This is a genomic window from Streptomyces albidicamelliae (assembly GCF_025642175.1).
GTDB lineage: Bacteria > Actinomycetota > Actinomycetes > Streptomycetales > Streptomycetaceae > Streptomyces > Streptomyces albidocamelliae.
In genome coordinates, this window is sequence record NZ_CP106795.1 from 4,501,028 (window position 1) to 4,527,565 (window position 26,538).

Consider the following 26,538-nt stretch of genomic DNA (forward strand, 5'->3'; position numbering starts at 1 on the left):
CACAGGCTGCGCACACCCACCACCCAATTGTCGGCGCGAGCAGGCACTATGGGCGCATGACTGGGGCCATGAGTGAGAGCAGGACGCCGGACGCACCGGACATGCCGGACTGGGAGAGGCGCTTCCGCGCGCCGCGGGTCTCCCTGCCCGACTGGGCGGAGGACGCGCCCGACCGCTCCTTGTTCGTGTCGAACGCGACGGGGACGTACGAGCTGTACGCCTGGGACCGCGCCACGGGCGAGCAGCGGCAGGCGACGGACCGGCCGAACGGCACGACGGACGGCGTGCTCTCCCCGGACGGCGCCTGGATCTGGTGGTTCGACGACAAGGACGGCGACGAGTTCGGTGTCTGGCGCCGCCAGCCCTTCGCCGGCGGGCCGGACGAGCCCGGGGTCCCCGGCCTCGACGCCTCCTACCCGGCCGGTCTCGCCCTGGCCCGCGACGGCCGCACGGCGGTCGTCGGCCGTTCCACGGACGAGGAGGGGACGACCATCCACATCGCCCGGGAGGGCGAGGACACGGTCGAGATCTACCGGCACCGCGAGTCCGCGGGCGTCGGCGACCTCTCCCACGACGGCTCCCTGATCGCCATCGAGCACACCGAGCACGGCGACGCCATGCACGCGGCGCTGCGCGTCCTGCGCCCGGACGGCTCGGCGGTCGCCGAGCTCGACGACACCAAGGGCGGCACCGAGGAGCTGGGACTTGAGGTGCTGGGCTTCGCCCCCGTGGACGGCGACAGCCGGCTGCTCATCGGCCATCAGCGCCGGGGCCGCTGGGAGCCGCTGGTGTGGGACGTGGCGACCGGTCTGGAGACGGACCTCGCGCTGGACCTGCCCGGTGACGTGAGCGCCGAATGGTGCCCGGACGGCTCCGCCCTCCTCATCGCGCACAGCTTCGAGGCCCGCAGCGAGCTGTTCCGGTACGACCTCACGGCCGGGGAGCTCACCCGTGTCCCCACCCCGCCCGGCACGGTCTCCGGGGCGACGGCCCGCCCCGACGGCAGTGTGGAGTACCTGTGGTCGTCGGCCGCCGAGCCGCCGGCGGTGCGCTCGACGACCGGCCGCGTCGTGCTGGACCCGCCCGGCATGACCTGCCCGCCGTCGGTGCCGGTGGAGGACGCGTGGGTGGAGGGCCCGGGCGGCCGTATCCACGCCCTGGTGCAGAAGCCGGCCGGCGCCACCGGCCCGCTGCCCACGGTGTTCGACCTGCACGGCGGCCCCACCTGGCACGACAGCGACTCCTTCGCCGCGGGCCCGGCCGCCTGGGTCGACCAGGGCTACGCGGTGGTCCGCATCAACTACCGCGGTTCCACGGGCTACGGCCGCGCCTGGACGGACGCCCTCAAGCACCGGGTCGGCCTGATCGAGCTGGAGGACGTGGCCGCGGTGCGCGAGTGGGCGGTCTCCTCCGGACTCGCCGACCCCGAGCGCCTCGTCCTCACCGGCGCCTCCTGGGGCGGCTACCTCACCCTGCTCGGCCTCGGCACCCAGCCGGAGGCGTGGTCGGTGGGCATCGCGGTCGTCCCGGTCGCGGACTACGTCACGGCGTACCACGACGAGATGGAGTCCCTGAAGGCCATGGACCGCACCCTGCTGGGCGGCACCCCGGAGGAGGTACCCGGGCGGTTCGCGGCGTCGTCCCCGCTGACCTACGTCGACCAGGTCAAGGCCCCGGTCTACATCTCGGCCGGGGTCAACGACCCCCGCTGCCCGATCCGCCAGATCGACAACTACGTCAAGCGCCTGGAGTCGCGCGGCGCACCGCACGAGGTGTACCGCTACGACGCGGGGCACGGCTCGCTGGTGGTGGAGGAGCGGATCAAGCAGGTCAGACTGGAGATGGAGTACGCGGCGAGACACCTGCCCGCGTAGCGCGCCCTTCGGCCCGGCGGTCGCGGGCCGCCGGGCGGCCGGGGGCCGACGGTCCGGGGGCGCCCCCCCCCGGACGGTCACCGCAGTTCCGCCAGCCCGCGGCGCGTGGCGGCGACGACCACCCGGTCGCCCTTCGCCAGCACGTGGTCGGGCGCCGTGTCGGTACGGCCCGACAGGGCGAGCACCCGCCAGGACCCCGCGTGGAAGGCGTCCCGCACGGTACGCCCCTCCAACCGCGGGTGCCCGTCCACGTCGACGGCGGCGAACAGCAGCACCCGCCGCTCGACGGGGATCGCCCCCAGCACCTGCCGCCCGAGCATCGCACCGGCGAACGCGGGCGCGGCGAGATGGGTGACGCTCCGGCTCCGGGTCAGCGCCTGCGGATAGGCGGCGCGCAGGGTCCGGTAGACGGCGGTGGCGAAGTCGTCGTCGTACAGCCGCAGCACCACCCGCAGGTCGGGCCGGACGGTCCGGGCGGCGAGGACGGCCTCCAGGTTGGTGGTGTCGGCACTGGTCACCGCGAGCAGGGCGTGCGCCCGGTGGATCTTCGCGGACTCCAGCACCCCCTCCTGGGTGACGTCCCCGAGGACCACCGGCACCCGCAGCCGGCGGGCGGTGGCGAGGCCGCGCGCGTCCGGGTCGGCCTCCACGCAGACCACGGGGACGCCGAGTTCGCGCAGCCGGGTCAGCACCCGGGTGCCGATCTTCCCCAGCCCGAGCAGCACCACGTGCCCGCCCAGGCCGCGGGGAGGGCGGCGCAGCGCGGAGGCGGTGCGGAAGGTGCCCAGCGCCTCCAGGACGGCCGCCAGCAGCACCGGCAGCAGCAGCAACCCGATCAGCCCGGAGAGGAGTTGGAGGACCTGTCGGCCGAGGGACTGCCCGAGGGCCGGGTCGTCGATCGCGAACATGTCGAGCAGCGTCAGGTAGAACGCCCGCAGCGGGTGGATCCCCGTCACCAGGGAGAGGGCGACGGCGAGCGCCACCACGCACGCCACCATGCCGGCCAGTGACCAGCGCAGCCGGCGGGAGAACAGCGAGGCGAGCGGGAGTACGCCGCCCGCGCCGCGGCCGGGTGCGGCCGCCTCCTGGCCGCCCGCGGAGGACAGTTGCTCCAGCACCACGGCGGCACGCCCGATGGCCTGCCGTACCTCCTCGTCGCCGGGCAGCAGCCTGGGTGCCTGGTCGCCGTTGCCCTGGGGGCCGTTGCCCGCGGGGCCGTCCGCGGCCGGGTCCGTGCCGGGTGTGGAGAGCAGCGCGAGGGTGCACAGCCCGGCACCGGCGACCGTCCCGCCGTCGGGCGGCACCCGTTCCACGGCCCGCAGCAGCAGTCCTTCGGTCTGTACGACCTTGCTGGTGCCGACGACCGCGGTGGCGGCCAGCGCGGGCGCGGCGGTGTCCGCGTCGGACAGCACGGTCGTGGCGGCGTCCGCGCTCGCCTCCGGATCGCCGTCGCAGGCCAACGCTGCCGCCTGGTCGAGGAGTTCCTCGATGTGCTGGCCGAGCCGCCGGTTGTAGAGCCGCAGGACCAGCCGGAGCCGGGGATTGAGCCGGCGGGCGGTCAGCGCGGCCCGGATGTTGGTCTCGTCGTCGTCGTACACGAGGGCCAGGGCGGCCGCGCGTTCCACCCCGGCCTCGGCGAGGACCGCCTCGTCGGCCTCGAACGCCTCCAGGAGCCGGTCGCCGTCCGGGCGCCCGCCCGAAGGGCCGCCCGCGGCCGTGGAGTTCCCGTTGCCGACGCGGCCGACGGAGCCGACCGCCGCGCTGACCACCCGGTCGAGCAGCGTCGTGGAAGCGGCCCGGGCCCGGCCGACGACGGGGGGTCTGACCGTCCGCTCGTTCGGAGGTACCACGAGGGTGACCTGCTCGCCGTAGACTCCGCGCAACTCGGCCGCCAGCCGGTGCGCGAGCCCGTCGTCGCCGCACACCACCATGTGTGCCGGCGGGGCCCCCGGCCCCCCTTGATACGGAACGCTCGCCACAACGGAAAAGAGTGCCCCAAGGAGAAGCGTGGTTCCAGCAACGGTGTGAACACCCGTGCCGGACCCCGCGTACCGAAGGGGAGGGAGAGCACCAGCCGGAGGGAACCGCCCGTGGCCATCACCGAAGACGCCCCGCCCGGCGCCGACGCACGGCACCCGGCGCACCCTTCCGGCGACCGGCCGGACCGGGGGCGGCGGCTCGACTCGCCGCTGGTGCTGACCCTGACGCTGGTCCTCGCGGTGCTCGCGCAGTCCCCGATCCGGGGTCTGCTCGGCACCCCGTTGATGCAGAGCTGGATGACGGTGTTCGTGGCGGTCACCGTCCAGGCGCTGCCCTTCCTGGTCCTCGGCGTCCTGCTCTCGGCGGCGATCGCGGTGTTCGTCCCCCCGTCCTTCTTCGCGCGCGCCCTTCCGCGCCGGCCCGCCCTGGCGGTTCCGGTGGCCGGGGTCGCCGGGGCGGTGCTGCCGGGCTGCGAGTGCGCGTCGGTGCCGGTGGCGGGCGCCCTGGTGCGCCGGGGCGTGACCCCCGCCGCCGCCCTCGCCTTCCTGCTCTCGGCGCCCGCGATCAACCCGATCGTGCTGACCGCCACGGCCGTCGCCTTCCCCCGGAACCCGCAGATGGTGCTGGCACGGTTCCTGGCGAGCCTGCTGGTGGCGTGCGTGATGGGCTGGCTGTGGCAGCGGCTGGGCCGCACGGACTGGCTGCGTCCGCCGGCCCACGGCGCGCACGAGGGCGCGACCAGGGGCGAGACGTTCTGGAACTCGGTCCGGCACGACATCATGCACGCCGGCGGCTTCCTGGTGCTGGGCGCGACGGCCGCGGCCACGCTGAAGGCGGTGGTCCCGGCGACCTGGCTGCGGACGGCGGCCGGCGACCCCCTGGTCTCGGTGCTGGCCCTGGCCGTGCTGGCGGTGCTGCTCTCCATCTGCTCGGAGGCTGACGCGTTCGTCGCCGCCTCCCTCACCCAGTTCTCCCCGACGGCCAAGCTGGTGTTCCTGGTGGTGGGTCCGATGATCGACCTGAAGCTGTTCGCGATGCAGGCCGGCACCTTCGGCCGGGGGTTCGCGCTGCGCTTCGCCCCCGCCACGTTCGCGCTGGCCGTCGTGGGTGCCGTGGTGACCGGGGCGGTGCTGCTGTGAACCGCCAGTCCCAGGCGGCCGTGCTGTTCCTGCTCGGCGCGGCCCTGCTGCACGCCGGTACCACCGACCTGTACCTGCGCTACGTGAAGGCCGGTCTGCGCCCGATGCTGCTGGCCTCGGGGGCGGTCCTGATCGTGGCGGCGCTGGCGACGGCCCTGTACGAGCGCAGACGCGGCAGGCGGGCCGGTGCGCAGCCGTCCGCCGCGCACGCCCACCCCGAACCGCGGGTCGCGTGGCTGCTGTTGCTGCCCCTGCTCGCACTGATCATGGTCGCCCCGCCGGCCCTCGGCTCCTACAGCGCCCTGCGCTCCGGTACGGCGCTGCAGAAGCCGTACGCCTACGGCCGGCTGCCCGCCGCCGACCCGGCCCCGCTCTCCGTGGTCGACTACGCCTCCCGGGCGGCCTACGACCACGGCCGCTCCCTGCACGGCCGTCCGGTCCGGGTCACCGGCTTCCTCGCCCTGGACGGCTCGGGCGCGCCCTATCTGGTCCGCATGGCCCTCAACTGCTGCGCGGCGGACGCCCAGCCGGTGAAGATCGCGCTGACCGGCGCCCTGCCACCGGTGCTCCGCCCGGACGCCTGGCTGGAGGTCACGGGTACCTACACCCCCCGGCTGGCCCGGGACCCGGTCAACAACGGTCCCGTCCCGTATCTGTTGGTCACGTCGGCGAAACCGGTGCCGGTGCCGCCCGACCCGTACGACGAGACCTGGAACAACTGAGCCCCGGGCGGCCGCGCTCGGGGCCGCCGGGTCCGCACGGAGCGCGCGGACCCGGCCCCCGGCTAGCGTCCGGCTGCCGCGCTCTCGAAGTCGAAGCGTTCGAGGTCGCGCAGCCAGGCACGGGCGTTGCCGTCGGACGGGGCCCGCCAGTCGCCGCGCGGCGAGAGGGAACCGCCCGCCGAGACCTTCGGGCCGTTCGGCATGGCCGAGCGCTTGAACTGGGCGAACGCGAAGAAGCGGCGGCAGAAGACCTCCAGCCAGCGCCGGATCTCCGCCAGGTCGTACGCGACCCGCTTGGCCTCGGGGAAGCCGGGCGGCCAGGCGCCGCTCGCCGGGTCGTGCCAGGCGTGCCAGGCCAGGAAGGCGATCTTCGAGGGCCGGAAGCCGTAGCGGAGCACCTGGAAGAGGGTGAAGTCGTGCAGCGCGTACGGGCCGATCTTCGACTCGGTGGACTGCATCTCCTCGCCGGGCACCAGCTCGGGGCTGATCTCCGTGTCCAGGATCGCGGCGAGGACCGCGCCGGTCTCCTCGTCGAACTGGGCGCTGCTGATGACCCAGCGGATCAGGTGCTGGATGAGCGTCTTCGGCACACCGGAGTTGACGTTGTAGTGGCTCATCTGGTCGCCGACGCCGTACGTCGACCAGCCGAGCGCCAGCTCCGACAGGTCGCCGGTGCCGAGCACGATGCCACCGCGCTGGTTGGCCAGCCGGAACAGGTAGTCGGTGCGCAGGCCGGCCTGCACGTTCTCGAACGTGACGTCGTACACCGGCTCGCCGGAGGCGAACGGGTGGCCCATCTCCTGCAGCATCAGCCGCGCGGTCGGCGTGATGTCGAGTTCGGCCGCGGTGACGCCGAGCGCCCGCATCAGCCGGTGCGCGTTGTCCTTGGTGTGGTCGCTGGTGGCGAAGCCGGGCAGGGTGAAGGCGAGGATGTCGCTGCGGGGGCGGCCCGCGCGGTCCATCGCCCGGGCGGCGACGATCAGCGCGTGCGTGGAGTCGAGGCCGCCGGACACCCCGATGACCACCTTCGGGCCGCCGATCGCGGCCAGCCGCTGCTGGAGTCCGGCGACCTGGATGTTGTAGGCCTCGTAGCAGTCCAGGGCGAGCCGGTCGGGGTCGGCGGGCACGAACGGGAACCGCTCGACGCGACGGCGCAGGCCCAGGTCGGCGGTGGGCGGGGCGAGTTCGAACGACACCCGGCGGAAGTCCGCGGTCCGCGCGCCGTGGGTACGGCGGTTGTCGTCGAAGGTGCCCATCCGCATCCGCTCCTGCCGCAGCAGGTCGAGGTCCACGTCGGCCACCGCGTACTGGTCGCCCACCGCGAAGCGTTCGGACTCGTCCAGCAGCATCCCGTTCTCGTAGATCAGGGTCTGCCCGTCCCACGACAGGTCGGTGGTCGACTCGCCCAGCCCGGCCGCCGCGTACACGTACGCGGCCAGGCAGCGCGAGGACGCCGAACGGCACAGCAGCTTGCGGTCCTCGGCCCGGCCCACGGTGATCGGGCTGCCGGAGAGGTTGGCGAGGACGGTCGCCCCCGCCAGGGCGGCCTCGGCGCTCGGCGGCACCGGGACCCACATGTCCTCGCAGACCTCGGCGTGCAGCACGAGACCGGGGACGTCCGCGGCCTCGAAGAGCAGGTCCACGCCGAACGGGACGGCCTCGCCGGCGACGCGGATCGTCCCGCCGCGCTCGTCGTCGCCCCCGGCGATCTGCCGGCGCTCGTAGAACTCGCGGTAGTTGGGCGGGTAGGACTTCGGTACGACGCCGAGGACCCGGCCGCGGTGCACGACGAGCGCGCAGTTGTAGATCCGGTTGCGGTGGCGCAGCGGGGCGCCGACGACCAGCACCGGAAGCAGCTCCGCCGAGCCCTCGACCACGGCCGCGACCGCCTGCTCGACCCCGTCCAGCAGCGCGTCCTGGAGCAGCAGGTCCTCGATGGAGTAGCCGCACAGGCCCAGCTCGGGGAAGACGGCGACCGCGACGCCGTCCTGCGCGCACTCGCGCGCCTGGCGCAGGACCGCCTCGGCGTTGGCGTGCGGGTCGGCGATGACGGTGTGGCCCGTGCACGCGGCGACGCGCGCGAAGCCGTGCTGATAGATCGACCAGAAGTTCAACGGGACTTCGCTCATGACTCCACCATGACTCAGCGACTCCACCAACCGCACAGACGAATCGAATCACCTACGGGAGAAAGCCTAGATCCCTAGACTGGGTACGGTTATCGCAGGATTCTGCCGAATGGGGTGCGATGGATCACATCGACCGCGCTCTGCTGGCCCGTCTCCAGCAGGACGCCACCCAGTCCTACGCGGCCCTGGGGCAGGCCGTCGGTCTCTCCGCCGGCGCCGCCCACGAGCGGGTGCGCAAACTGCGGGAGCGCGGAGCGATCCGGCGTACGGCGGCCGAGGTGGAGCCGGCGGCGGTCGGGGCCGGGGTCCTGGCCTACGTCACGGTCGACTCGACGGCCTGGCTGGGCGACTCCGGTGAGAGCTTCGCCGCACTCCCCGAGATCCTGGAGGCGCACGTCGTCGCGGGCAGCGCGGCCGTGCTGCTCAAGGTGCGGGCGGCGAGCACCGGTCACCTCCAGGACGTCCTGCGCCGCGTCTACGCCATCGACGGCGTCGGCGCGACCCGGGTGACGGTGGTCCTGGACACCTTCTTCGAACGCCCGGTGTCCCCGACGGCCACACCGCCGGCCTAGTGCGGATACTCGGATACGACTGAGTATCCGCACTCTGCCCGCCGACGGCGGGCGCCGGGAGCCTGGAGCCATGACTCAAGGACCCCGCGGATCCCTGATCCGACTGCTGTCGTTCCTCGTACCGGCCGCCGCCGCGCTCGCGATGTGGGCGGCCTGGCTGGGCTGGGACCAACACCGCGACGTACGGCCCGACGGCACGGAGAGCGGCCCGTACGCGGCGTGGCAGGTGATCGGGCTGCTGCTGACCCTGCTGCCGGCCGTGTACTGGGCGGCTTCCCGGCACGGCGCGGCGGGCGCCGTGCTCGGCACCACGGCCGGACTGACCGGCGCCGCCTACTACGACTGGTCGGACGACGCCAGCGGCCTGTTCGTGATCGGCGTCGGACTGGTCATGCTGGGCAGCCTCGCCGTGACCGCGGTCGTGTGCGCCCTGGTCCGGGCGGCCGGGCGCGGCAGGGGCCGGAGGCCGTGAGAGCGCCGGCGGGCCGGGCACGCGAAAGAGCGTGCCGCCGCCGGGCGACACGCTCGTCCGCACTGTGCGATGTGCGATGTGCGAGGGGAGCGGGTGGGGAACGGTGGCGGCCGTTCCGCCGCCCGCTCGCGGGATCAGCGCAGGCGCAGCGCCTCGCGGATCGTGGCGAAGAGGTCGGTCTGGTTGGTGACACCGAGGACGCGGTACGCCTGCGGGCCCTGGGCGGCGATGCGGACCTGGGTTCCGGTGTGCTCCTGGGACTGACCCGGGGTATTGGTCGAGTAGTTGACCTTCAGCTGCTGACCCTCGTCGGTGACGAGCGTGGAGGACAGGCCGGGCGGGGTGGCCTCCAGCGGGACGATCTGGCTGGTGTGGGCGTGGTCGGCGGTGGTGACGACCAGGGTGTCGGGGTGCTTGGCCGCGTAGGCGCGGGCGACCTTCACCGCGCGGTCGAAGGCCGCGGTCTCGCCGATCTGGCCGCACGGGTCGGCGGCGTGGTCCTGCTTGTCGATCGAGGCGCCCTCGATCTGCAGGAAGAAGCCCTGCTTGGAGTGCTTCTGCCGCTGCTTGGCCTCCAGCAGCCGGATCGCCTTGGTGGCGGAGTCCGCGAGGCTCGGCGTCGCCGCGGGGCGGTTCGGGTTGGAGGTCACGCACCGCTGCGGGTCCGTGCCGCCGACGGCCGCCGCCTTGCCGGTCCACTCCACCGGGACGTTGCCGGAGGCGAGCAGGCCGAGCACCGGCTTGCCGTTCTTCACGCCCTTCAGGCCCGCCTTGTCGGTGACGACCTGGTAGCCGAGCTTCTTCGCCTGCTCGGTGACCGTGAGGCCCTTGTACTTGCCGTCGGTGACCTTCTGGTCGAAGCGCTGCTTGCCGCCGCCGATGAGGACGTCGACCTTGTGCTTGACGGACTGCTCGGCGATGGAGCCGGGGCCGCCCGCCGCGATCGTGTCGGTGGGGCACTTGGCCATGTCGGCCGGACCCTGGCAGGAGCGGTCGGTGGCGTGCGAGGCGAGCACGGCCGGGGTGGCGTCGGTGAGCTCGGCGGTGGTGACGCTGCCGGTGGCGTAGCCCTTCTTCTGGGCCAGCTCCAGCAGGGTCGGCACGGCCTTGTCGGTGCCGGGCGTCTTGGAGATGCGGCCGTTGACCGTCTTCACGCCGGTGGCCCAGCCGGTGCCGCTGGCGGCGGAGTCGGTGACGTAGTCCGGAGTGCCGTCGGCGTGCACCGCGTAGGTGGTGTAGGCGCCGGTGAGCGGGAACTTGTCCATGTTCAGGCGGCCGTTGGCGCCGACCGTGTAGTCGCGGGCGAGGGTGATCTCCGAGTCGCCCATGCCGTCACCGATGAGCAGGATGACGTTCTTCGCCTTGCCGTCCTTGATCGCGGCCTTCGCCTGCTGCGCGTTGTCGAACGCACCGGCGGCGGACGTGACGGCCACGGCGGCCGTGGTCGCGGCGACGAGGGCGGTGGCGACCGTGAGGTGACGGCGGGTGGGTCTGGGCATGGATACGTCTCCTTGAGGCGTCCGACGTGCGGATGCGGCGTTCAACGTCGGTCAGATCACCATGCGTTGACAAAGGAGAGGTAAACGACTGGTCGTGCTGATCTAGCCGGAACATGACACGAGGGAGGTCCGTGCGCTCCGGCGGCCCTGGCCGGGGGCGTGGCGCATCCCCCCGGCCGCTCGGCCCGACTGTGCGGCGCCGAGCCTCAGTTCGCGGACGCGGGCCCGGGCGGCAGGTGAACGGTCATGATCAGGCGACAGGGCTCGGTGCCCTCGCCGCGGTAGGTGTGGGGGGCGTCGCCGTCGAAGGTGGCGGTCTGCCCGGCCGCCAGGGGGTGTTCCGTGCCGTCGACGACCAGGGTCATCCGTCCCGCGGTGACGCTGACGGTCTCGACTACGCCCGCCTGGTGGGGGTGGCTGGGGTACTCCTCGCCCGGTGCCAGCCGCCAGCGCCAGACCTCGACGGGGGCCGGCCCCGAGGTCGTCAGCATGAGCCGGGCCTCGCTGCCCCGCTCCCCGGTCCACAGGGGCGCGACCGCGTCCTCCGTCACCACACGGACCCGGGCCTCGGTGGTGCCCTGCATCAGCGCCGACACCGAGATGCCGAGGGTGTCGGCCAGCCGGACCAGGGTGGCCAGGTTGGGATTGCCCTGCGCCTTCTCCAGCCCCACCAGGGCGCCCTTGCTGACCTGCGCACGCCGGCTCAGCTCCTCCAGGGACAGGCCCGCGCGCAGGCGGGCGGCCCGGACGTTGTGCGCGACCGTGCGCAGGGCCGCGGCCGTCTCGGCCATGAGTTCTCCGTCCTCGGTGTCGAACACTTCACTGCACCGCGCGGTCGTTTCATTGACAGCAGGCGGTCGTTTCGGTGTACGGTGTGGTCGTTCCAATGATAGTAAGGGAAAGTACCGTGCTCGCTCTGCTGCTGGCCCTGGGCAGCTCACTCGCCTACGGATGCGCCGACTTCCTCGGCGGTCTCGGCGCCCGCAGGGCCCATGTGCTCCGGACCGTGCTGGTGGCGGCACCGGCCAGCCTCGCCGTCGAACTCCTGCTGTGGCCGGTGCTCGGCGCCTCCTTCGACGTCGCGTCCCTCGGCTGGGGCGCCGCCTCCGGACTCGCCTCGGCCGCCGCGTTCGCCATGCTCTACCGCACTCTGGCCATCGGCCCGATGAACGTGCTGTCGCCCGTCACCGCCCTGGTGTCCGCCGCGCTGCCCGTGGCCGTCGGCCTGCTGCAGGGCGAGCACCTGACGGCCGCCGGGCTGGTGGGCCTGCCGCTCGCCCTAGTGGCGGTGGTGCTGGTCAGCGCCGGACACGGCGCGGGCTCGGCCCGCCCGTCCCGTACGGCGCTGCTGCTGGCCCTCGGCGCGGGCGCCGCCATCGCCCTCCAGCTGGTCTTCCTGCACCAGGCGCCGTCCGGCAGCGGGGTGGCCCCCCTGATCGTCGGCCGGGCGGTCTCCTCGGCCGTCACCCTGGCCGCGGCGGGGCTCATGCACCGCAGACTGGGCCCCGAGCGGCCCGCCTACGCGATGTCGGCGGCGGCCGGTGCCCTGGACTCCGTCGCCAACCTGCTGTTCCTGCTCGCCGCCCGCAGCGGGGACCTCACCGTCGTCGCCGTGATCACCGCCCTGTACCCGGCGGGCACGGTCCTCCTCGCCCGCGGCGTGCTCGCCGAGCGCATCCACCGCGGCCAGCTCGCCGGACTCGGCACCGCCGCCGTCGCCGTCGGCCTGCTCGCCCTGACCTGACCACCATGAAGGAGCACGGCATGCTGATCCACCCCTGGGATGCCGCCCTCGACGACGCCGAGTGGCAGAGCTGGATCGCCGAGGGCCACGACTTCGGACTGCTCGTCGTCAACGGCCTGCCCGGACAGCCGCCCGCCGCCGTCCCCACCCACTTCGCGCGCGACGGACGCGACCTCCTGGTCCACCTCGCCCGGCCCAACCCCGTCTGGGACGCGATCGAGCACGACCCGAACGTCGTCCTCAGCGTGACCGGCGACTACGCCTTCGTCCCCGGCACCTGGCGCGCCCCGGCCGGCACGCCGCCCCACGAGGGCGTCCCCACCAGCTACTACACGGCCGTCCAGTTCGTCTGCCGCGCCGCCGTCGTCGACGCCCCCGAGGCCAAGGCCGAGTTGCTGCGCCGCCAGCTCGCCCACTTCCAGCCGGACGGCGACCACGCCCCCGTCGCCGTGGACCGGCCCCCGTACGGCCGGATGCTGTCCGGCATCCGCGGCCTGCGCCTGGAAGTCACCGAGGTGCGGGCCAAGTTCAAGTACGACGACCACAAGCCGGTGGAACACCGCACGGCGGTCGCCGACCGTCTCACCGCCCGGGCCGAGGGCCTGGACACGGCCACGGCCGGCCACCAGCGCGACCGCCTGGCCCGCGTGGGCCCGTGGCGGCCCTGACCCTCGGACTCGCGCCGGGCCCGCCCCTTCACGGCCGCCCGGTCACCCCTCCCGACGCAGGAAACGGAATCCCGCCCATGCCCGCCTTCCGCATCGCCCCCGCCGTCGCGGCGGCCTTCCCCGACACGCTCATCGCCCTCGTCACGGCCACCGGCCTGCGCGGCCACGAGCCCTGGCCGCACACCGCCACCGCCCTGGACGAACTGGAGCAGCGGCTCGCCGACGGCTCCTGGCAGCCGGCCGACGAGACCGACCCGCGCATCGAGGCCTGGCACACCGCCTACCGCTCCTTCGGGACCAACCCCCGACGCGTCCGCCCCAGCGTGGACGCGCTCGGCCGCCGCCTCACCAAGAAGGGCGCGATGCCGCGCATCAACCCGGCCGTCGACTCCTACAACACCGTCTCCGTACGCCACGGCCTGCCCGCCGGCGCCTTCGATCTCGACCGGGTCACCGGTGACGTCGAGATCCGGTACGCGGACGGGACCGAGTCCTTCACCCCGCTCGGCGAGCCCGGCACCGTGGAGACGCCCAGGCCGGGCGAGGTCGTCTACGCCGACACCACCGGCGTCCTCACCCGCCACTGGAATCACCGCGACGCCCACCGCACCCGCGTCACGGAGGACTCCGCGCACGTCACCTTCGTCCTCGAGACCCTCCACGCCGGCCGGGACGGCGACCTCGTCTCGCTCGCGGCGGACGAACTCCAGAGCCTCCTGGCCCCGCACGCCGCCCGGACCACCGTGCGCCACCTGGACGGGGTCCGGCCGGAGGCCACCGTCTGAGCCGCAGCGACCGGGACGAACGGGCCCACGGCTCACACCGGTTCGGATGCCGTGGGCCCGTGTCGCCTCGAGCGGCGCGGGACGAACGCGCGCGCGGGCGGTCAGTTGCGGCAGCCGACGACCACGGTCGGGGCGCAGTTGGTGGGCGTGTTGCCGTTCACCCGGCTCCTGGTCAGAGTGACGCTCGTGCTCCCGCCCTCGTTGTCGATGCCGCCGGGAGCGTTGGTGGCGCGGTTGTCGTTGACGTTGGTGTCGGTCAGCGTCGCGGTGCCCGGGCCGATGTTGGCGAATCCGCCGCCCACGCCGGCGCTGTTGGCGTTGATGTTGCTGTCGTCCACGCTGACGTTGCCGTCGCTGGCGATGCCACCGCCCTTGCCGTCGGCACTGTTGTTCACCACGCGGCTGCGCCACAGCGTGAGCGTGCCGTCGGTGACCACTCCACCGCCGTTGTTGAAGGCGTGGTTGTCGCTGACCATGGTCTGCGTGAGGTGAATCGTGGTGCCGGTGAGGCCGCCGAGGCCGCCGGAGTAGTTGCCCTGGTTGTCCCGGACGGTGCTGCGGTCCAGGGTGAGGGTGCCGCTCTCGACGCCGATCCCGCCGCCGAAGTCGGGGCCCGACGTGGTCGCGTCGCCATTGGTGATCGTGATCCGGTCCATGGTCAGGTCCGCGTGGACCTTCACGATGCCGAACGGCCCCGAGCCGTTGTCGCGCGTGAGCCGCGCGTTGTTGCCGTGGATGGTCAGCGGCCGGTTGACCTGGAGCGACGAGATCAGGACGTACCGGCACCCCGGTGTCAGCTCCAGGACGGGACCGGCGCCGGGATCGGCGACGGCGGCGACCAGTGCCGTGGCACTGCACGGCACCGTGGTCTGCGCGGAGGCGGGCGACGCGGTGGCCAGCGCGGTGCCGGCGACGACGACGGATATGGCGGGGGAGAGGTACATCAGGACGCGACGCTGCATCGTGTGCTCCTTCGGACGGTGCGGGAAGGTCCCCGCACAGCGACTCCGATTCCCGATGGCGCAACGTCTTTCGCCGTTTCACGCCCCGCGTCATCCGAATGCGCCGACATGGTTCACCGCAATGGGCCACGGCTCTCGCCCTGCGGGGTCGGCTGCCGGGCACACGCGTGCGGCGGGGCGGGGCACTCGCCCGGGAGAGTGCCACGCCCCGCCGTTCACCGGGAACGCGTCTCAGCGTTCACCGGTGGGGGGACAGGGGACGGTCAGTGGTGACCCCGGTGGTGGCGGCCCCAGGAGGCGTCGTCGACGAAGCGGCCGCGGTCGTTGCGCAGGGTCGCCGTGTCGGAGCGGTCCCAGACGGACTTGCGGCGGTCCTGGAACACGTCGGTGCGGTTGTCGCGGCCGAAGCCGGTGTGGACGCGGACGGTGGAGCGGCCGGCCAGCCGGTAGTGGTCGAAGGTGTACGTGTGCCCGTCCTCGTCGGCCAGGGTCCAGCCGTCGAGGTTGACCGCGCGGCGCGAGTTGTTGCTGATGTCCACCCACTCCCTGTTCAGGTTGCGGTCGCGTCCCGGCGAGTCGTACTGCACGCCGCTGATGTAGACCTCGTTGTGGTGCGGGCGGCCCGGGTGGTGGTCGGCGGCCGAGGCCGGCAGGGCCACGGCACCGACGGCGGCGGCTGCCACGGCCGCCACGGCGGTCATACGACGCACGGATGCGGAAACGGTCACGAGGATCCCCCTACAGGAGTCCAAGGCACCCCCCTTGCGAACCCGCGGACGTAGGAACGCCGCAGGTCGGCGGTGGTGCGTGGTGCGATCGGCGGCCGGCTGGCCGCGCACTCACACTCTGCAAGGCGGGCGCCCGGATTGTGGAGGAGATGCGCACGCCATTACGGCTTCAACATATTTCTGTGACTGTCCGCTGCAACGTCCATGTATGAGTGCAACAGGAGAAAATGAACCTTTGTCAGGAAAATTTCCGCGCCGTCACTGGCTCGCACGGTGTGCGGCACCTACCGGCGGCCCCGCCCCCCCGGCAGGCGTCACCTGAAAGTGGGTAACAGCGGCCCACCCGCCGGAACGGACTAGTCCGTTCCGGCGGGTGACCAGCGCGGACACGGCGAAGGGCCCGGTGCCGACGTGCGCACCGGGCCCTTCGGGCGGTGTGGCCGTTACCGGCCGCCGAGGTGTCCGCCGTACGCGAGCGCGCTCTTCGGGGAGGGCAGGCGCAGCTTGGCGGGCGTGAAGGCGGAGGCGCCGGCGGCGCCCGCCCGGGGCAGCAGCCACACGCCGCCGGAACCGGCGTTCTCGCCCGGGGAGCCGACCGCCAGGTCCGGCCTGCCGTCGTGGTCGTAGTCGCCGGTGGCGAGGGCCGTACCGAAGGCGTCGCCGGCCTCCGCGATCCCCGGCACGTGCGGGGTGTCCTGCTGGAACCCGATGGAGCGGCCTTCGCCCGAGGCGTCGAGGAGGCCGGCCGGACCGCCGAACAGGAGCGTCGCGGCGCCCGCGCCAGCCCGGGTGCGGATCGCCTCGCCTGGCGCGCCGGCGATGAGGTCGTCACGGCCGTCGCGGTCGACGTCGGCGACGGCGAGGGCGGCGCCGAAGTGGTCACCGGACTCGGCGATGCCCGCCACGCCGGTCGTGTCCTGGTTGAGGGTCTGCTGACGGTGTCCGAAGCCGCCGGGCGCGGCGTCGCCGTAGTGGACGTGGATGCCGCCGCCCTTGGCCAGTTCCTCCGGGCCGCACGGGTCGTCGATGTTCTCGTCGGCGATCTCCCGGCACTCGCCGAGGGCCAGGTCGTCATGGCCGTCGCCGTCGAAGTCGCCCGCGGCGAGGGCGGAGACGCCGGCGTTGTCGGTGTTCCAGGTGTTCGCCATGGCCTGCTCGGCCGCGTCCCAGGCCCACAGGCGTACGTGCGACTGGGTGAACGGGGTCCTCGTCCAGTACCCGACCGCGAGGTCCGCGGCGCCGTCCCCGGTGAAGTCGCCGGTGGCGAGGACGGGGGCGTGACCGCCCATGGGGGCGGCGACGACGGTGGCGACCATACTGTCCTCGCCCTGCGCGACCCGGGCGACGACCTTGTCCTTGCCGCCGATCACGATCTCCTTGTTGCCGTCGCCGGTGAGATCGGCCGCGGTGACCGACAGCCCGTACGCCGCCGACGCCGACCGTCCGTCGAGGACGACGGACCCCGAGCCCGGGGCGCTCCGGCCACCGCCCACCGCGAGGACCATGCCCACGTCCTTGCCGAGGCCGGTGATGTCCTCGCCCGGGACGCCGACCAGGAGCTCCGCGCTGCCGTTGCCGTTCAGGTCCACCAGGGCGACGGACGCGCCGAAGCGGTCGCCCGCCTCCGGGCTGCCGGGCACCTCGGGGGTGGACTGGCTGACACGGATGCTGCCGTAGGCGCCGATCCCCTTCGGCCCGCCCCAGACGATGTTGACGTAGCCGGCCTTCGCCTTGCCGCCGACGGCACCGTCGGGCACCCCGACGGCGAGGTCCGCGTACCCGTCACCGTTGAAGTCCCCGGCGGTCGGCGCGGGACCGGCGGCCGAGGCCGGAAGGGCCGGCCCCCCGATGACCACAGCGACGACGCCGGCGGCTGTGGCGTACATCCGTATCCGTCTGCGCACGGGGGCTCCAAGGTGCTCGAGATGTCCAAACCGACGAGTTCACCTGTGGGACATCCGGGGGCCATGGAGGGTTGTGCGGCACTCTGGTCCGCGCCGGCATCGAAGCGCCCCCCTCCGCGTCGGCGCATTACCTGCGCATGTCTTCTCCATGACCTCTCCTTGATCCGTCTCCCCTAGGGTCGGAAGCCGCAGTTGCGAACGGGGGAGACGACAGCGATGGGTGACGGCAAGGTCCCCGGCAAGGTGCTGGACATCAAGACCGCGGACATCAAGGCGGCGGCACCGGCCTTCCATCAGGGAGCCATCGATCTGAGCAAGGCGCTGACCACGCTCATCCAGACTCTGGACGGCCTGGGTGAGCCCTGGGGCCATGACGAGCAGGGCGACAAGTTCGGCAACGCCTACAAACCGCAGCAGAAGAAGATCGAGAGTGCGGCGGGCATCCTGGTGCTCGGGCTGACGAGCATTCACGAGGCCATGGTCGACATGGCGGACGGAACCGTGGACAACGACCAGCTCATCGCCGGCATGTTCACCGAAGTGAAGATCGACAAGCAGAGCGACGGTACCGGTGAGCATTGAGGACACAGCCCGCCACATTCTCTTGAAGCTGGGCATGTGGTGGCCCGAGGCCGACTCCGGCAAACTGCGCGCGGCGGCGAAGGCCTGGAACGCCTTCGCCGATTCGGTGGACGACGTCCGTTCCCCCGTGCACCGCAGCGCCTCCTCGATCATCCACCACAACACCGGTGAGGCGATCGAGGCGTTCGACAAGTTCTGGGGCCGCTACGCCAAGGACCAGGACGGCGGCTGGCTGAGCGACCTCGCCAAGTCCTCACGGGAGATGGCCAACGCGCTCGACAAGTTCGCCGACGCCATCGACGACGCCATCAACAGACTCTGGACGCAGATCGGCATCGACGCCGCGGTGATCGCCGGTGGGGTGACCCTGGCCTTCTTCACCGCGGGCCTCGCCTCCGGGGCCGCCGTGGCAGCGGCGGACGCGGTGATCGAGTTCGGCGCCACCATGGGCGTCGCCGTCACCACGACGGTGGCCGAGATCGCCGCGGGCACCCTCGTCGCCGCCGCGTTCGGCGGGGTCGAATCGGTCGCTGTCGACCTCGCCGTGGCCCAGCCGCTGAAGATGGCGACCGGCCTGCAGCACGGCTTCAGTCTGGACGAGGTGAACCAGGCCGCCAAGGACGGCATGATCTTCGGCGGCGCGCTCGGAGCGGGCGGCGGCCTGCTGAAGGCGAGCATGGAGGGTGGGCTCAGCAACACCACCCCGCTGCTGCTGCGTCCGCCGACGCTCCGCCCCGACCTGGTGGAGCTGGGCCCGGCGGCGCGCAACGCCGAGCGCACCCCTTGCGTGGGCGAGCCGATCGACGTGGCTACCGGCGCGATGCTGATGACCCAGACGGACCTGTCCCTGCCGGGCAGCCTGCCCCTGGAATTCACCCGCACCCACCTCTCCTCGTACCGCGGAGGCGTGAGCTTCGGCCCGACCTGGACGTCCCCCCTGGACGAGTGCCTCCAGATCGACGGCGAAGGCGTCGTCTTCGCCGCGGCGGACGGTATGCGCCTGGTGTACCCGGTGCCGGAGCCGGGCGTACCCGTGATGCCGGTGAAGGGCGCCCGGTGGCCGTTGGAATGGGACGGCAAGCCGGACAGCGCGATGACGGTCACGGACCCGGCGACGGGCGTGGTCCGCACCTTCGCCGCCCCGGTCCCGTCCCCCACCTTCGGCGTGTTCCACCTGGCCCTCGACTCCTGGACCGACCGCAACGGCAACCGCGTCGACGTCGAACGCGACGACGACGGCGTCCCGTTCGGCATCCGCCACTCCGGCGGGTACTACGTCGCCGTCGACACCCGGGGCCCGCGCGTCACGGCCCTGCGCCTCCTGGACGAGCCGCCCTCCCGCTACCGCCCGGACACCGGGCCCGACGAGGGCACCGTCGTCATGCGCTACGGCTACGACGCTTCCGGCAACCTCACGGAGGTCATCAACTCCAGCGGTGAGCCGCTGCGCTTCGCCTACGACACGGAGGGCCGCGTCACCCGCTGGACGGACCGCAACGGCACCTGGTTCTCCTACGTCTACGACGACAGCGGCCGAGTCGTCCGCACCGAAGGCGTCGACGGTGTCCTTTCCGGGACGCTCACGTACGACGAGGCGGCACGTACGACGACGTACACCGACTCCCAGGGCCGCACCTCGGTCCACCGGTACAACGCCGAGGGCCTGGTGGTGGAGGAGGCGGACCCGCTCGGTCACGTCACCCGCACCGAGTGGGACGAGTACGGCTTCCAGCCCGTGGCGATCACCGGTCCGACGGGCCACACCACCCGGTACGCCTACGACGACACCGGCAACGTCACCGAGCTCACCCTGCCGGACGGGTCGGAGGCACGGGCGGTGTACAACGCTCTCGGTCTGCCGACCGAGGTCGTCGAACCGGGCGGAGCTCTCTGGCGGCACACGTACGACGAGCGAGGCAACCTGCTGACGACCGTCGACCCGCTCGGCGCCGAGAACCGCTACGCGTACGACGACGCCGGCAGGCCCACGACGATCACCGACGCCCTCGGCCACACCCGCACGGCGACGTACGACGCGACGGGTCTGCCCCTCTCCCTGACGGACGAACTGGGGCACACGACCACGGTCCGCCGCGACGCCTTCGGCCGGGTCGTCGAGGTGACCGACCCCCTCGGCCACACCACCCGGCTGGGCTGGACGACGGAGGGCAAGCCCGCCTGGCGCGAACACCCCGACAGCAGCAGGGAGTCCTGGACCTGGGATCCCGAGGGCGGCCTGCTCACCCACACGGATCCCGCCGGCAACACCACCCACCACACGACGGGCCACTTCGGGGTGCCGGTCACCCGCACGGACCCGGACGGAGCGCGGTACGAGTTCGTCCACGACACCGAGTTGCGTCTGACGGCTGTCACGAACCCGCAGGGCCTGACCTGGTCGTACACCTACGACGAAGCAGGTCGGCCGACCAGCGAGACGGACTTCAACGGCCGCACGCTCACCTACACGCACGACGCCGAGGGGCGACTGGCCGGCCGCACCAACGGTGCCGGGGAAGCGCTGCGCTTCACCAGGGACCAGCTCGGGCGGGTCGTGGAGCAGCGCTCGGAGACGGGCGCCGTGACGATGTTCGCCTACGGCGCCGACGGCGAACTGTGCCGTGCGGCGAACGCGGACGCCGAAGTCGTCTACGAGCGGGACGCGCTCGGCAGGGTCCTGTCGGAGACCGTCAACGGCGGCAGGACCACCTATGCCCACGATGCCGCCGGCCGCCGCATCCGACGGGTGACCCCGTCCGGGTTGGCCTCGGAGTGGACCTACGATCCGGCAGGGCGCCCGCTGGCCCTGCGGTCGCCCGCGGGTGCGCTGGACTTCGCCCACGACGCGGCCGGTCGCGAGACCCGGCGAGGCCTCGGTGCGGAGGTGTCGCTGGCACAGCGCTGGAGCGCGACGGGGCTGCTGACCGGGCAGAGCCTGACAGCCACCCAGGACAGGCTCCTGCAGCACCGGACGTACGCCCACCGGGCCGACGGTCAGGTGACCGAGATCCGGGAGCTGACGTCCGGCACCCGCCGCTTCGACCTGGACGGCACGGGCCGGGTCACCGGCGTCCGCGCCCATGGCTGGAGCGAGACCTACGCGTACGATCCGGCGGGCAACCTCGTGCACGCCACCTCGCCGAACCATGAGGCGGGCGGTGCACGCCGGTTCGACGGCACGCTCGTCCGCACGGCGGGCCGCACCTCGTACGAGTACGACGCGGAAGGCCGCCTGACCCGCAGGACCCGCAGGCTCCTGAACGGCCAGACACGCGTGTGGACTTACGCGTGGAACGCCGAGGACCGTCTCACGGATGTGATCGCCCCGGACGGCGACCACTGGCGATACACGTACGATCCGCTCGGCCGACGGCTCTCCAAGCAACGCGTGGCCGACGACGGCACGGTGACCGGCCGTACGGACTACGCCTGGGACGACCTGAGCCTGGCCGAGCGGACCACGTCCGACGGCTGGGTCACCACCTGGGACTACGCGCCGGACGGTGCCCGCCCGGTCGCCCAGACGAACCACAGACCGTCCACGGCCGCCGCCCGTACGTCGTTCCTGGCGCAGCTGGCGGAGGAGTCGGACCCGGAGCACGAGGCCCGGTTCCACGCAATCGTCACCGACGCGGTGGGCACGCCCACGGAACTGGTCACCACGACGGGAGAACTGGTCTGGCAGCGCCGTACCAGCCTGTGGGGCACCGGCTTCCCCGCGCCGGAGGGAACCTCGTCGCCGGTGGACTGTCCGCTGCGTTTTCCGGGCCAGTACGCCGACCCGGAGTCGGGCCTGCACTACAACCTGCACCGGTACTACGACCCGGAGACTTCGCGGTACATCAGCGCCGATCCACTGGGTCTCGTCCCCGCTCCCGACCACCACGCCTACGTTCCGAACCCGCTGACCTGGAGCGACCCGCTCGGTCTCGCCGGAAAGGGGCCCTCGGGACCGAAGAACCCCCTGGACTTCGGCCAGGGTTACACGGGCCGGCGCGACATCTTCCCCGTGGGCAACAAGGGAAGGGACGTGGAGATCCACGTCTACGACAAGGCCGGACGCGAGGTCGGGCTGTACAACAGCCAGGGCTGGTTCAATAAGCACGGCATCAAAGCCTCGGACGTCTCGGTGCCGCCGGGCGTGGAGAACGCGATCAAGGGCCGGATGATCCACGAGCTGCGCAAGGTGGGCCGCATCAAGCCCAAGGGGACCGAGGACATCACAGGGGAAAAATGGAGGCGTCCGCCTCTCGCCGCGGAAGGTTGCAAATGAAGTACGTCACGGCGGTCTGGGACGACGGCGGGTTCGACGTGGACCCGAGTGCCTATCTGGCCGAGCTGCCGCGTCTGCGCGCCGACCTGCCTCCGGGCGCCGCGTCCTTCGCCACCGACCCCGGCCACTACGACTTCGCGGGCGCCACCCGCTGCGTGAAGGACCTGGAACTGGCCGGAGTCCATCTCGCCACCGACAAGAGCGGCGGGCTGCTCCTGGACTTCGCGCCCAACCGGTTCAAGCACGATGCCGGTCTGCGCATCAGCTACTCGGGCGTGACGCACTTTTCCATCGACTACGAACACTCGATCGACTGGATGAGCGTCGACACCGTGCTCCTCGACGAGATCCTTCCCACGGACAACGGCGGCTGCCGGCACGAGATCGCGCTCACCGACGCGACGGTCATCGTCCAGTGCGAGGACCTGCAAGCGGTGTGGGGGGACGCGAGCTGAGAACGACCCCGTGCCGCCCCGGCCACGGCAGGCGGAGGTCCACCCGCTCTCCCGCTTCGGCCTCCTGGGCATGACAGAGGGCCTGGTGTGCACCATGCACACCAGGCCCTGGATTTCTCCTCGGTCGCCTTGCTTCGGCTTGCTTGTCGTCGCCCCCGTCGGATGTCAGGGGCGGTCGCCCTCGTGGTCGACGACCCCCGTGGCCGGGAGCGCGTTCTGGAACATGAGGTCGCCCGCCTTCCAGGGCCGGTCAGGGGTGTCGCCGACGCCCGGGAACGATTCCTTGTAGTCCTTGACGATGATCCATCGGTCGCCGAGGTACTGGTACGTGTGCGGGTCGATCAGGATCTCGCGGCGGACCTTCCGGCCCTTCTCGTCGTGCCCGACGGCGAGGGCGTCCCGGCCCGCGAGGTCCCGTACGAGATGGTCGGTGACCTCGGCGCCGGGGACCGCGGCCAGCGCGCGGTACAGCTTGGCGAGCGCCTGCGGCGGGATGGGCCGGGACTCCAACAGCACGCTCAGCGCACGCATGTCGTGCTCCCCCTCGGACCCCCGCCCCGGCCAGGAAGAGCCGGACCAACCTCGTCGTCATCGGCGCCGCAGCAGCCGTCATCGCCGCGGTCGTCGGAACGGGCGTCGCGGTCGTGCAGTCCAGCAACGACGACAGCAAGCCGGCCCCAACCCCTAAGGCGAGCGCCTCGACTGCCGAGCCCGTATCCGAGACCACCGAGGACTCGGCGGCGACGTACGCCGACCTGGATGCCGACAGCTTCTCGATTGACCTGAAGACGTCGACAGTTCGAGCGTTGATCCGGACGCGACGTACGAGATCACTTACGAGATCAAGGGCGACGAGTCGGGGCCGGTCATCGACACGGCTGAGCTGTCGGATCAGACGAGTCTGAACTACACACCGTCGTGATCCAGACTGTCTCATCTGGGACGAAGGTCACCATCAAGATCACCGACGTCACGAAGATGGGATAGCACGCCAGACTCACCGCGGCCCCGCTCCGGATCCGTGCGGGCGGGGCCGTCGTCATGCGGGGGGTCTCTATGTCCTTGGTCAAGGACGTGGCGTCGGGTCTGAGGCTGTTCGGGATGGTCATGCGGCGAGGGTGACGCAGGGGGTCCGGGATTCGTAGAAGGTGCCGTCGCGGAGCATGGCGAACAGGACGCTGATGCGTTGGCGGGCGAGGCGGAGGAGGGCTTGGGTGTGGGTTTTGCCTCGGGCTCTTTGCCGGTCGTAGTAGGTGCGTGAGGCGGGGTCGGCGTTCATGCAGGCGAAGGCGGAGAGGAACATCGCGCGTTTGAGTTGCCGGTTTCCGCCCCGTGGTGCGTGTTCGCCGTGGATGGAGGTCCCGGACGACCTGGTCGTGGGGGCGAGGCCGGCGTAGGCGGCGAGGTGGGCGGCGCTGGGGAAGCCGGTGCCGTCGCCGACGGTGACCAGCAGGACGGCTGCGGTCCTGACTCCGACTCCCGGCATCGAGGTCAGGACCGGGTGAAGAGGGTCGCTCCAGCAGGGTGCTGATCTGGGCTTCCAGGGCCCGGCGCTGTTCGTGGACCGCGGCGAGCGAGCGGGCCAGCGACGGGATGACCACGTCGAGAGTGCCCGTGCCCGGGACCACGACAGTCTGCTCGTCGAGGGCGTCGAAGACGTCGTCGATCAGCCGGGCGGCCATGCGGGGGGCCTTGGGGCGGATCACCTCGACCAGTCTGCGGCGGCCAGCTTTCCGCAGAGCGGCCGGGGAGCCGTATCGCTCGAGGAGCCAGGTGACCGCCGAGTGGTCCAGTCGCGGTCCGAGTACGCGTTCCAGCGAGGGGTGGAACTGGGTGAGCAGGCCGCGGATCCGGTTGCTGGTGCGGGTCGCCTCGGCCGCGAGGTCTTGGTCGAAGCCGGTCAGCACCGTGAGCTCGGCGGTGATCTCGTCGGTCAGCTCCAGCGACCGCAGAGTGTGAGGCATCGTCCGGGCCGCATCTCTCGGAGGTGGTGAGGTCACGCACCGTGCCGCCGAAACGGGCCAGTGCTATTCCGTGCCGGGCTCCGGAGCCCCACAGCGGCGGAGGCAGAGGGTACCCCCCGCTGCCGTGGCACGGGCCGGCCGTTCGGTCGTGATGGCCAGGACACCCGCCAGGCATAGAGCACCACGACAGCCGCCACGGCGGAAATCCGGGCTTCCGGAGCTTTCGGGAGAGCCTCCAGCGTCCGTTCTTCCCGTGCCGCGCTGGCCCCGGATGAATATCTTGTCCAGCACGCTGTCACGTGCAAGACTGTGAAGTACATCTTCCTCACGATTAAAACAATGTCTGGTGAGACTGAGCAGCGACTTAATAGATGCGCGGCGCGTTATTGCAGGTTACGGCTAGTTTATTTGAAAGCCGCACTTTTCACCATGCATGTAGACCGCAAGGTATTCAGCTGTGACACTGGCAACGCTGGGGTTTGGCCGCGCATGCCGTCCCGACGGACGTACGTCCGTGGGAAGGGGAACCATCGTGCATGCCAAGCGCGCGTTCTTGCTGCTGGGCCCCGGTCTCATAGCCCCGCTGGTGCTCTCGCCCGGCTTGGCCGGAGCGGCCTCCGCCGCCCCGGCACCGGCAGCAACCCAAAGCATCTCTGTCCCCACCAAGCCACCACCTCCCAACCCCTATGACGATGACCGGCTGCTCAGCGCCTGGTACGACGGTTTTTCCGAGGGGCGTGCGGCATTCCATGCCGGCAAGCCCCCCAGTGCCGCTCCGGTGCCCTCTGCCCAAGGCCACTCCACGGCGGCTCTCCGGTATTACCAGGGGTGGCGAGAGGGGTGGAACAGTGCGGCGACAAATGAATCAACTGGACCCGACGCGGTAAGGACCACAATCCAGGAAATTGGACGGCAGGGGCAGCGGCAAGCGGACGAACGGGAATCCGAAGGAGTCCGGATCGGGCCGCTGCATAAGGAGCAGCCCGAGTTGCCGGCTGAGGGCCATGAGTCTCACTCGCAGCAGCAGAGTAACTCTGGAGGGCATGAGTCTGACTCGCAGCAGCAGAGTAACTCTGGAGGGCATGAGTCTGACTCGCAGCACCAGAACAACTCTGGAGGCGACGCAAACTGACGGCCACCCGTGGTGCTCAGTTGCAGTGTGCAGCCGCTGCGGCGACCGGTCTGGAGCGGTGCGTGGCGCGTACTTCCAGGCGCCCAGACGCATCGACCCCATGACAGACCGGACCACCGCAGCTCCAGAGGGTCTCCCAGCAGAGCAAATCAGGCCCGGTGCTGATCTCTCAGCACCGGGCCTGACCTGGTGTTTCTCTGTCGGGGTGGCGGGATTTGAACCCACGACCTCTTCGTCCCGAACGCGTTTTAGTCCGCTGCAGACTCGGCTTGGCGGCGCCTGATCAGCTCGCCCGCCACTCGTGCAGTCCGCAACTGTCCGGCAGCGTCCTGCCTTGGCTGCTTCGCCTGGCCCCCGTTTGGCTCCCTAAAGCTTCACGCCTTTTCCGAGCGGGCTTGCCGGCGAGCCCCAACCGCAGCCGTCGGGGTTCGTGCGAGTAGGACGAACCCGGCCGGTGGAAGCGGGGAGCCGAGGCAGACCCACAGGCCAGCCCTGGCTATCTCGATGCGGGTTGGACAGCGAGCCGCAGCCGCGCTTGTTGATGCCGGTGAAGACGTAACCGGCCGGAATCGGTGAGCCCAGGCAGGCCCACACACCGTTGGCAGCCTTGTTGATGCGGTTTGACTAACGAGCCGCAGCCGCCCTTGTTGACGGCGGTGTACACATAGCCGTCCGGAACCGGGGACCCAGGCGATCACAACACAGCCGCGGTGAACGATTCAGGACGGGCGCGTTCGAGGTCGGCGAGCTGGCTCGCTCTTTGCCTTCTTTGCCGGCTCCCATCCGCCATTCCTTAGGGCGCTCGCCCCGAGGAGTCACCGACGGGCGCAGGCGATTCGGTCTTGCATCTCGGGCTGTCGCGCGCAAGGGTGGATGGCAGGATATGTAACCGGGCGGCTGGTGAGGGCGAGTAGCGGCTCGGCAGTGCGGGATCTGGTGTTGTGGCTGTCAAAT

Annotated in this window: 19 protein-coding genes and 1 pseudogene; 11 read left to right on the forward strand and 9 right to left on the reverse strand. The window is 71.7% G+C overall.

Going from position 1 to position 26,538, the window contains the following annotated elements:
- Window positions 1-68 precede the first annotated feature (68 nt).
- A complete protein-coding gene (locus N8I86_RS20715) occupies window positions 69-1,874 on the forward strand; it encodes a S9 family peptidase (RefSeq protein WP_263278404.1) in 1,806 nt (601 codons plus the stop codon).
- A 77-nt stretch (window positions 1,875-1,951) separates the two neighbouring features.
- On the opposite strand, the gene N8I86_RS20720 is transcribed toward N8I86_RS20715, so the two are convergent.
- On the reverse strand, window positions 1,952-3,805 hold the full coding sequence (locus tag N8I86_RS20720) for an NAD-binding protein (RefSeq protein ID WP_263278405.1): 1,854 nt from the start codon (window positions 3,803-3,805) through the stop codon (window positions 1,952-1,954).
- Window positions 3,806-3,964: 159 nt separating this feature from the next.
- Between N8I86_RS20720 and N8I86_RS20725 the strand changes: the two genes are divergently transcribed.
- Both N8I86_RS20725 and N8I86_RS20730 read left to right on the forward strand, forming a co-directional pair.
- Window positions 3,965-4,993, forward strand: a complete 1,029-nt coding sequence (locus N8I86_RS20725; protein WP_073887735.1) for a permease — start codon at window positions 3,965-3,967, stop codon at window positions 4,991-4,993.
- A complete protein-coding gene (locus N8I86_RS20730; RefSeq protein ID WP_123437235.1) occupies window positions 4,990-5,715 on the forward strand; it encodes a TIGR03943 family putative permease subunit in 726 nt (241 codons plus the stop codon). The genes N8I86_RS20725 and N8I86_RS20730 overlap by 4 nt, the downstream gene beginning before the upstream one ends.
- 62 nt (window positions 5,716-5,777) lie before the next feature.
- On the opposite strand, the gene N8I86_RS20735 is transcribed toward N8I86_RS20730, so the two are convergent.
- Window positions 5,778-7,844: an NAD(+) synthase gene (locus N8I86_RS20735; protein WP_198960288.1), complete on the reverse strand. Its 2,067-nt coding sequence runs from the start codon at window positions 7,842-7,844 to the stop codon at window positions 5,778-5,780.
- 119 nt (window positions 7,845-7,963) lie between these two features.
- Here N8I86_RS20735 and N8I86_RS20740 point away from each other — a divergent pair, with 119 nt between their 5' ends.
- Window positions 7,964-8,416: an Lrp/AsnC family transcriptional regulator gene (locus tag N8I86_RS20740; RefSeq protein WP_073887766.1), complete on the forward strand. Its 453-nt coding sequence runs from the start codon at window positions 7,964-7,966 to the stop codon at window positions 8,414-8,416.
- 70 nt (window positions 8,417-8,486) lie between these two features.
- The gene (locus tag N8I86_RS20745) at window positions 8,487-8,888 is read left to right on the forward strand and encodes a hypothetical protein (RefSeq protein ID WP_073887767.1); all 402 of its coding nucleotides are present in this window, start codon (window positions 8,487-8,489) and stop codon (window positions 8,886-8,888) included.
- A gap of 134 nt (window positions 8,889-9,022) precedes the next feature.
- Here N8I86_RS20745 and N8I86_RS20750 read toward each other — a convergent pair whose 3' ends face one another.
- Together N8I86_RS20750 and N8I86_RS20755 are read right to left on the reverse strand one after the other, a co-directional pair.
- Window positions 9,023-10,387 carry an alkaline phosphatase gene (locus N8I86_RS20750; RefSeq protein WP_263278406.1) on the reverse strand — a complete coding sequence of 455 codons (1,365 nt, stop codon included), beginning with the start codon at window positions 10,385-10,387 and terminating at the stop codon, window positions 9,023-9,025.
- Window positions 10,388-10,593: 206 nt separating this feature from the next.
- Window positions 10,594-11,178 carry a helix-turn-helix domain-containing protein gene (locus N8I86_RS20755; RefSeq protein WP_263278407.1) on the reverse strand — a complete coding sequence of 195 codons (585 nt, stop codon included), beginning with the start codon at window positions 11,176-11,178 and terminating at the stop codon, window positions 10,594-10,596.
- A 116-nt stretch (window positions 11,179-11,294) separates the two neighbouring features.
- Here N8I86_RS20755 and N8I86_RS20760 point away from each other — a divergent pair, with 116 nt between their 5' ends.
- The 3 genes from N8I86_RS20760 (at window position 11,295) to N8I86_RS20770 (ending at window position 13,584) form a co-directional block, all read left to right on the forward strand.
- A complete protein-coding gene (locus N8I86_RS20760; RefSeq protein ID WP_073887770.1) occupies window positions 11,295-12,131 on the forward strand; it encodes an EamA family transporter in 837 nt (278 codons plus the stop codon).
- 20 nt (window positions 12,132-12,151) lie between these two features.
- Window positions 12,152-12,799 carry an FMN-binding negative transcriptional regulator gene (locus N8I86_RS20765; protein WP_073887771.1) on the forward strand — a complete coding sequence of 216 codons (648 nt, stop codon included), beginning with the start codon at window positions 12,152-12,154 and terminating at the stop codon, window positions 12,797-12,799.
- A 77-nt stretch (window positions 12,800-12,876) separates the two neighbouring features.
- A complete protein-coding gene (locus N8I86_RS20770; RefSeq protein WP_263278408.1) occupies window positions 12,877-13,584 on the forward strand; it encodes a B3/B4 domain-containing protein in 708 nt (235 codons plus the stop codon).
- 101 nt (window positions 13,585-13,685) lie between these two features.
- Here the strand turns inward: N8I86_RS20770 and N8I86_RS20775 are convergent, their stop codons facing one another.
- From N8I86_RS20775 to N8I86_RS20785, 3 genes are all read right to left on the reverse strand, one after another.
- Entirely contained in the window at window positions 13,686-14,546 is an 861-nt protein-coding gene (locus N8I86_RS20775; protein WP_263278409.1) for a right-handed parallel beta-helix repeat-containing protein, read from the reverse strand.
- A 263-nt stretch (window positions 14,547-14,809) separates the two neighbouring features.
- Entirely contained in the window at window positions 14,810-15,247 is a 438-nt protein-coding gene (locus N8I86_RS20780; protein WP_073887776.1) for a lamin tail domain-containing protein, read from the reverse strand.
- Between the two features lie 470 nt (window positions 15,248-15,717).
- The gene (locus tag N8I86_RS20785) at window positions 15,718-17,178 is read right to left on the reverse strand and encodes an FG-GAP-like repeat-containing protein (protein WP_263278410.1); all 1,461 of its coding nucleotides are present in this window, start codon (window positions 17,176-17,178) and stop codon (window positions 15,718-15,720) included.
- Window positions 17,179-17,394: 216 nt separating this feature from the next.
- Between N8I86_RS20785 and N8I86_RS20790 the strand changes: the two genes are divergently transcribed.
- The 3 genes from N8I86_RS20790 to N8I86_RS20800 are packed head-to-tail and all read left to right on the forward strand — an operon-like array spanning window position 17,395 to window position 22,488.
- A complete protein-coding gene (locus N8I86_RS20790; protein WP_073887779.1) occupies window positions 17,395-17,760 on the forward strand; it encodes a hypothetical protein in 366 nt (121 codons plus the stop codon).
- Window positions 17,750-22,033 carry a DUF6531 domain-containing protein gene (locus N8I86_RS20795; RefSeq protein ID WP_263278411.1) on the forward strand — a complete coding sequence of 1,428 codons (4,284 nt, stop codon included), beginning with the start codon at window positions 17,750-17,752 and terminating at the stop codon, window positions 22,031-22,033. Before N8I86_RS20790 ends, N8I86_RS20795 begins: the two co-directional genes overlap by 11 nt.
- A complete protein-coding gene (locus N8I86_RS20800) occupies window positions 22,030-22,488 on the forward strand; it encodes a hypothetical protein (protein ID WP_263278412.1) in 459 nt (152 codons plus the stop codon). Before N8I86_RS20795 ends, N8I86_RS20800 begins: the two co-directional genes overlap by 4 nt.
- Before the next feature lie 165 nt (window positions 22,489-22,653).
- On the opposite strand, the gene N8I86_RS20805 is transcribed toward N8I86_RS20800, so the two are convergent.
- Both N8I86_RS20805 and N8I86_RS20810 read right to left on the reverse strand, forming a co-directional pair.
- A complete protein-coding gene (locus N8I86_RS20805; RefSeq protein WP_263278413.1) occupies window positions 22,654-23,019 on the reverse strand; it encodes a hypothetical protein in 366 nt (121 codons plus the stop codon).
- Window positions 23,020-23,593: 574 nt separating this feature from the next.
- Window positions 23,594-24,467, reverse strand: a pseudogene (locus tag N8I86_RS20810) (IS110 family transposase); the annotation flags it as partial.
- Window positions 24,468-26,538: the final 2,071 nt, after the last annotated feature.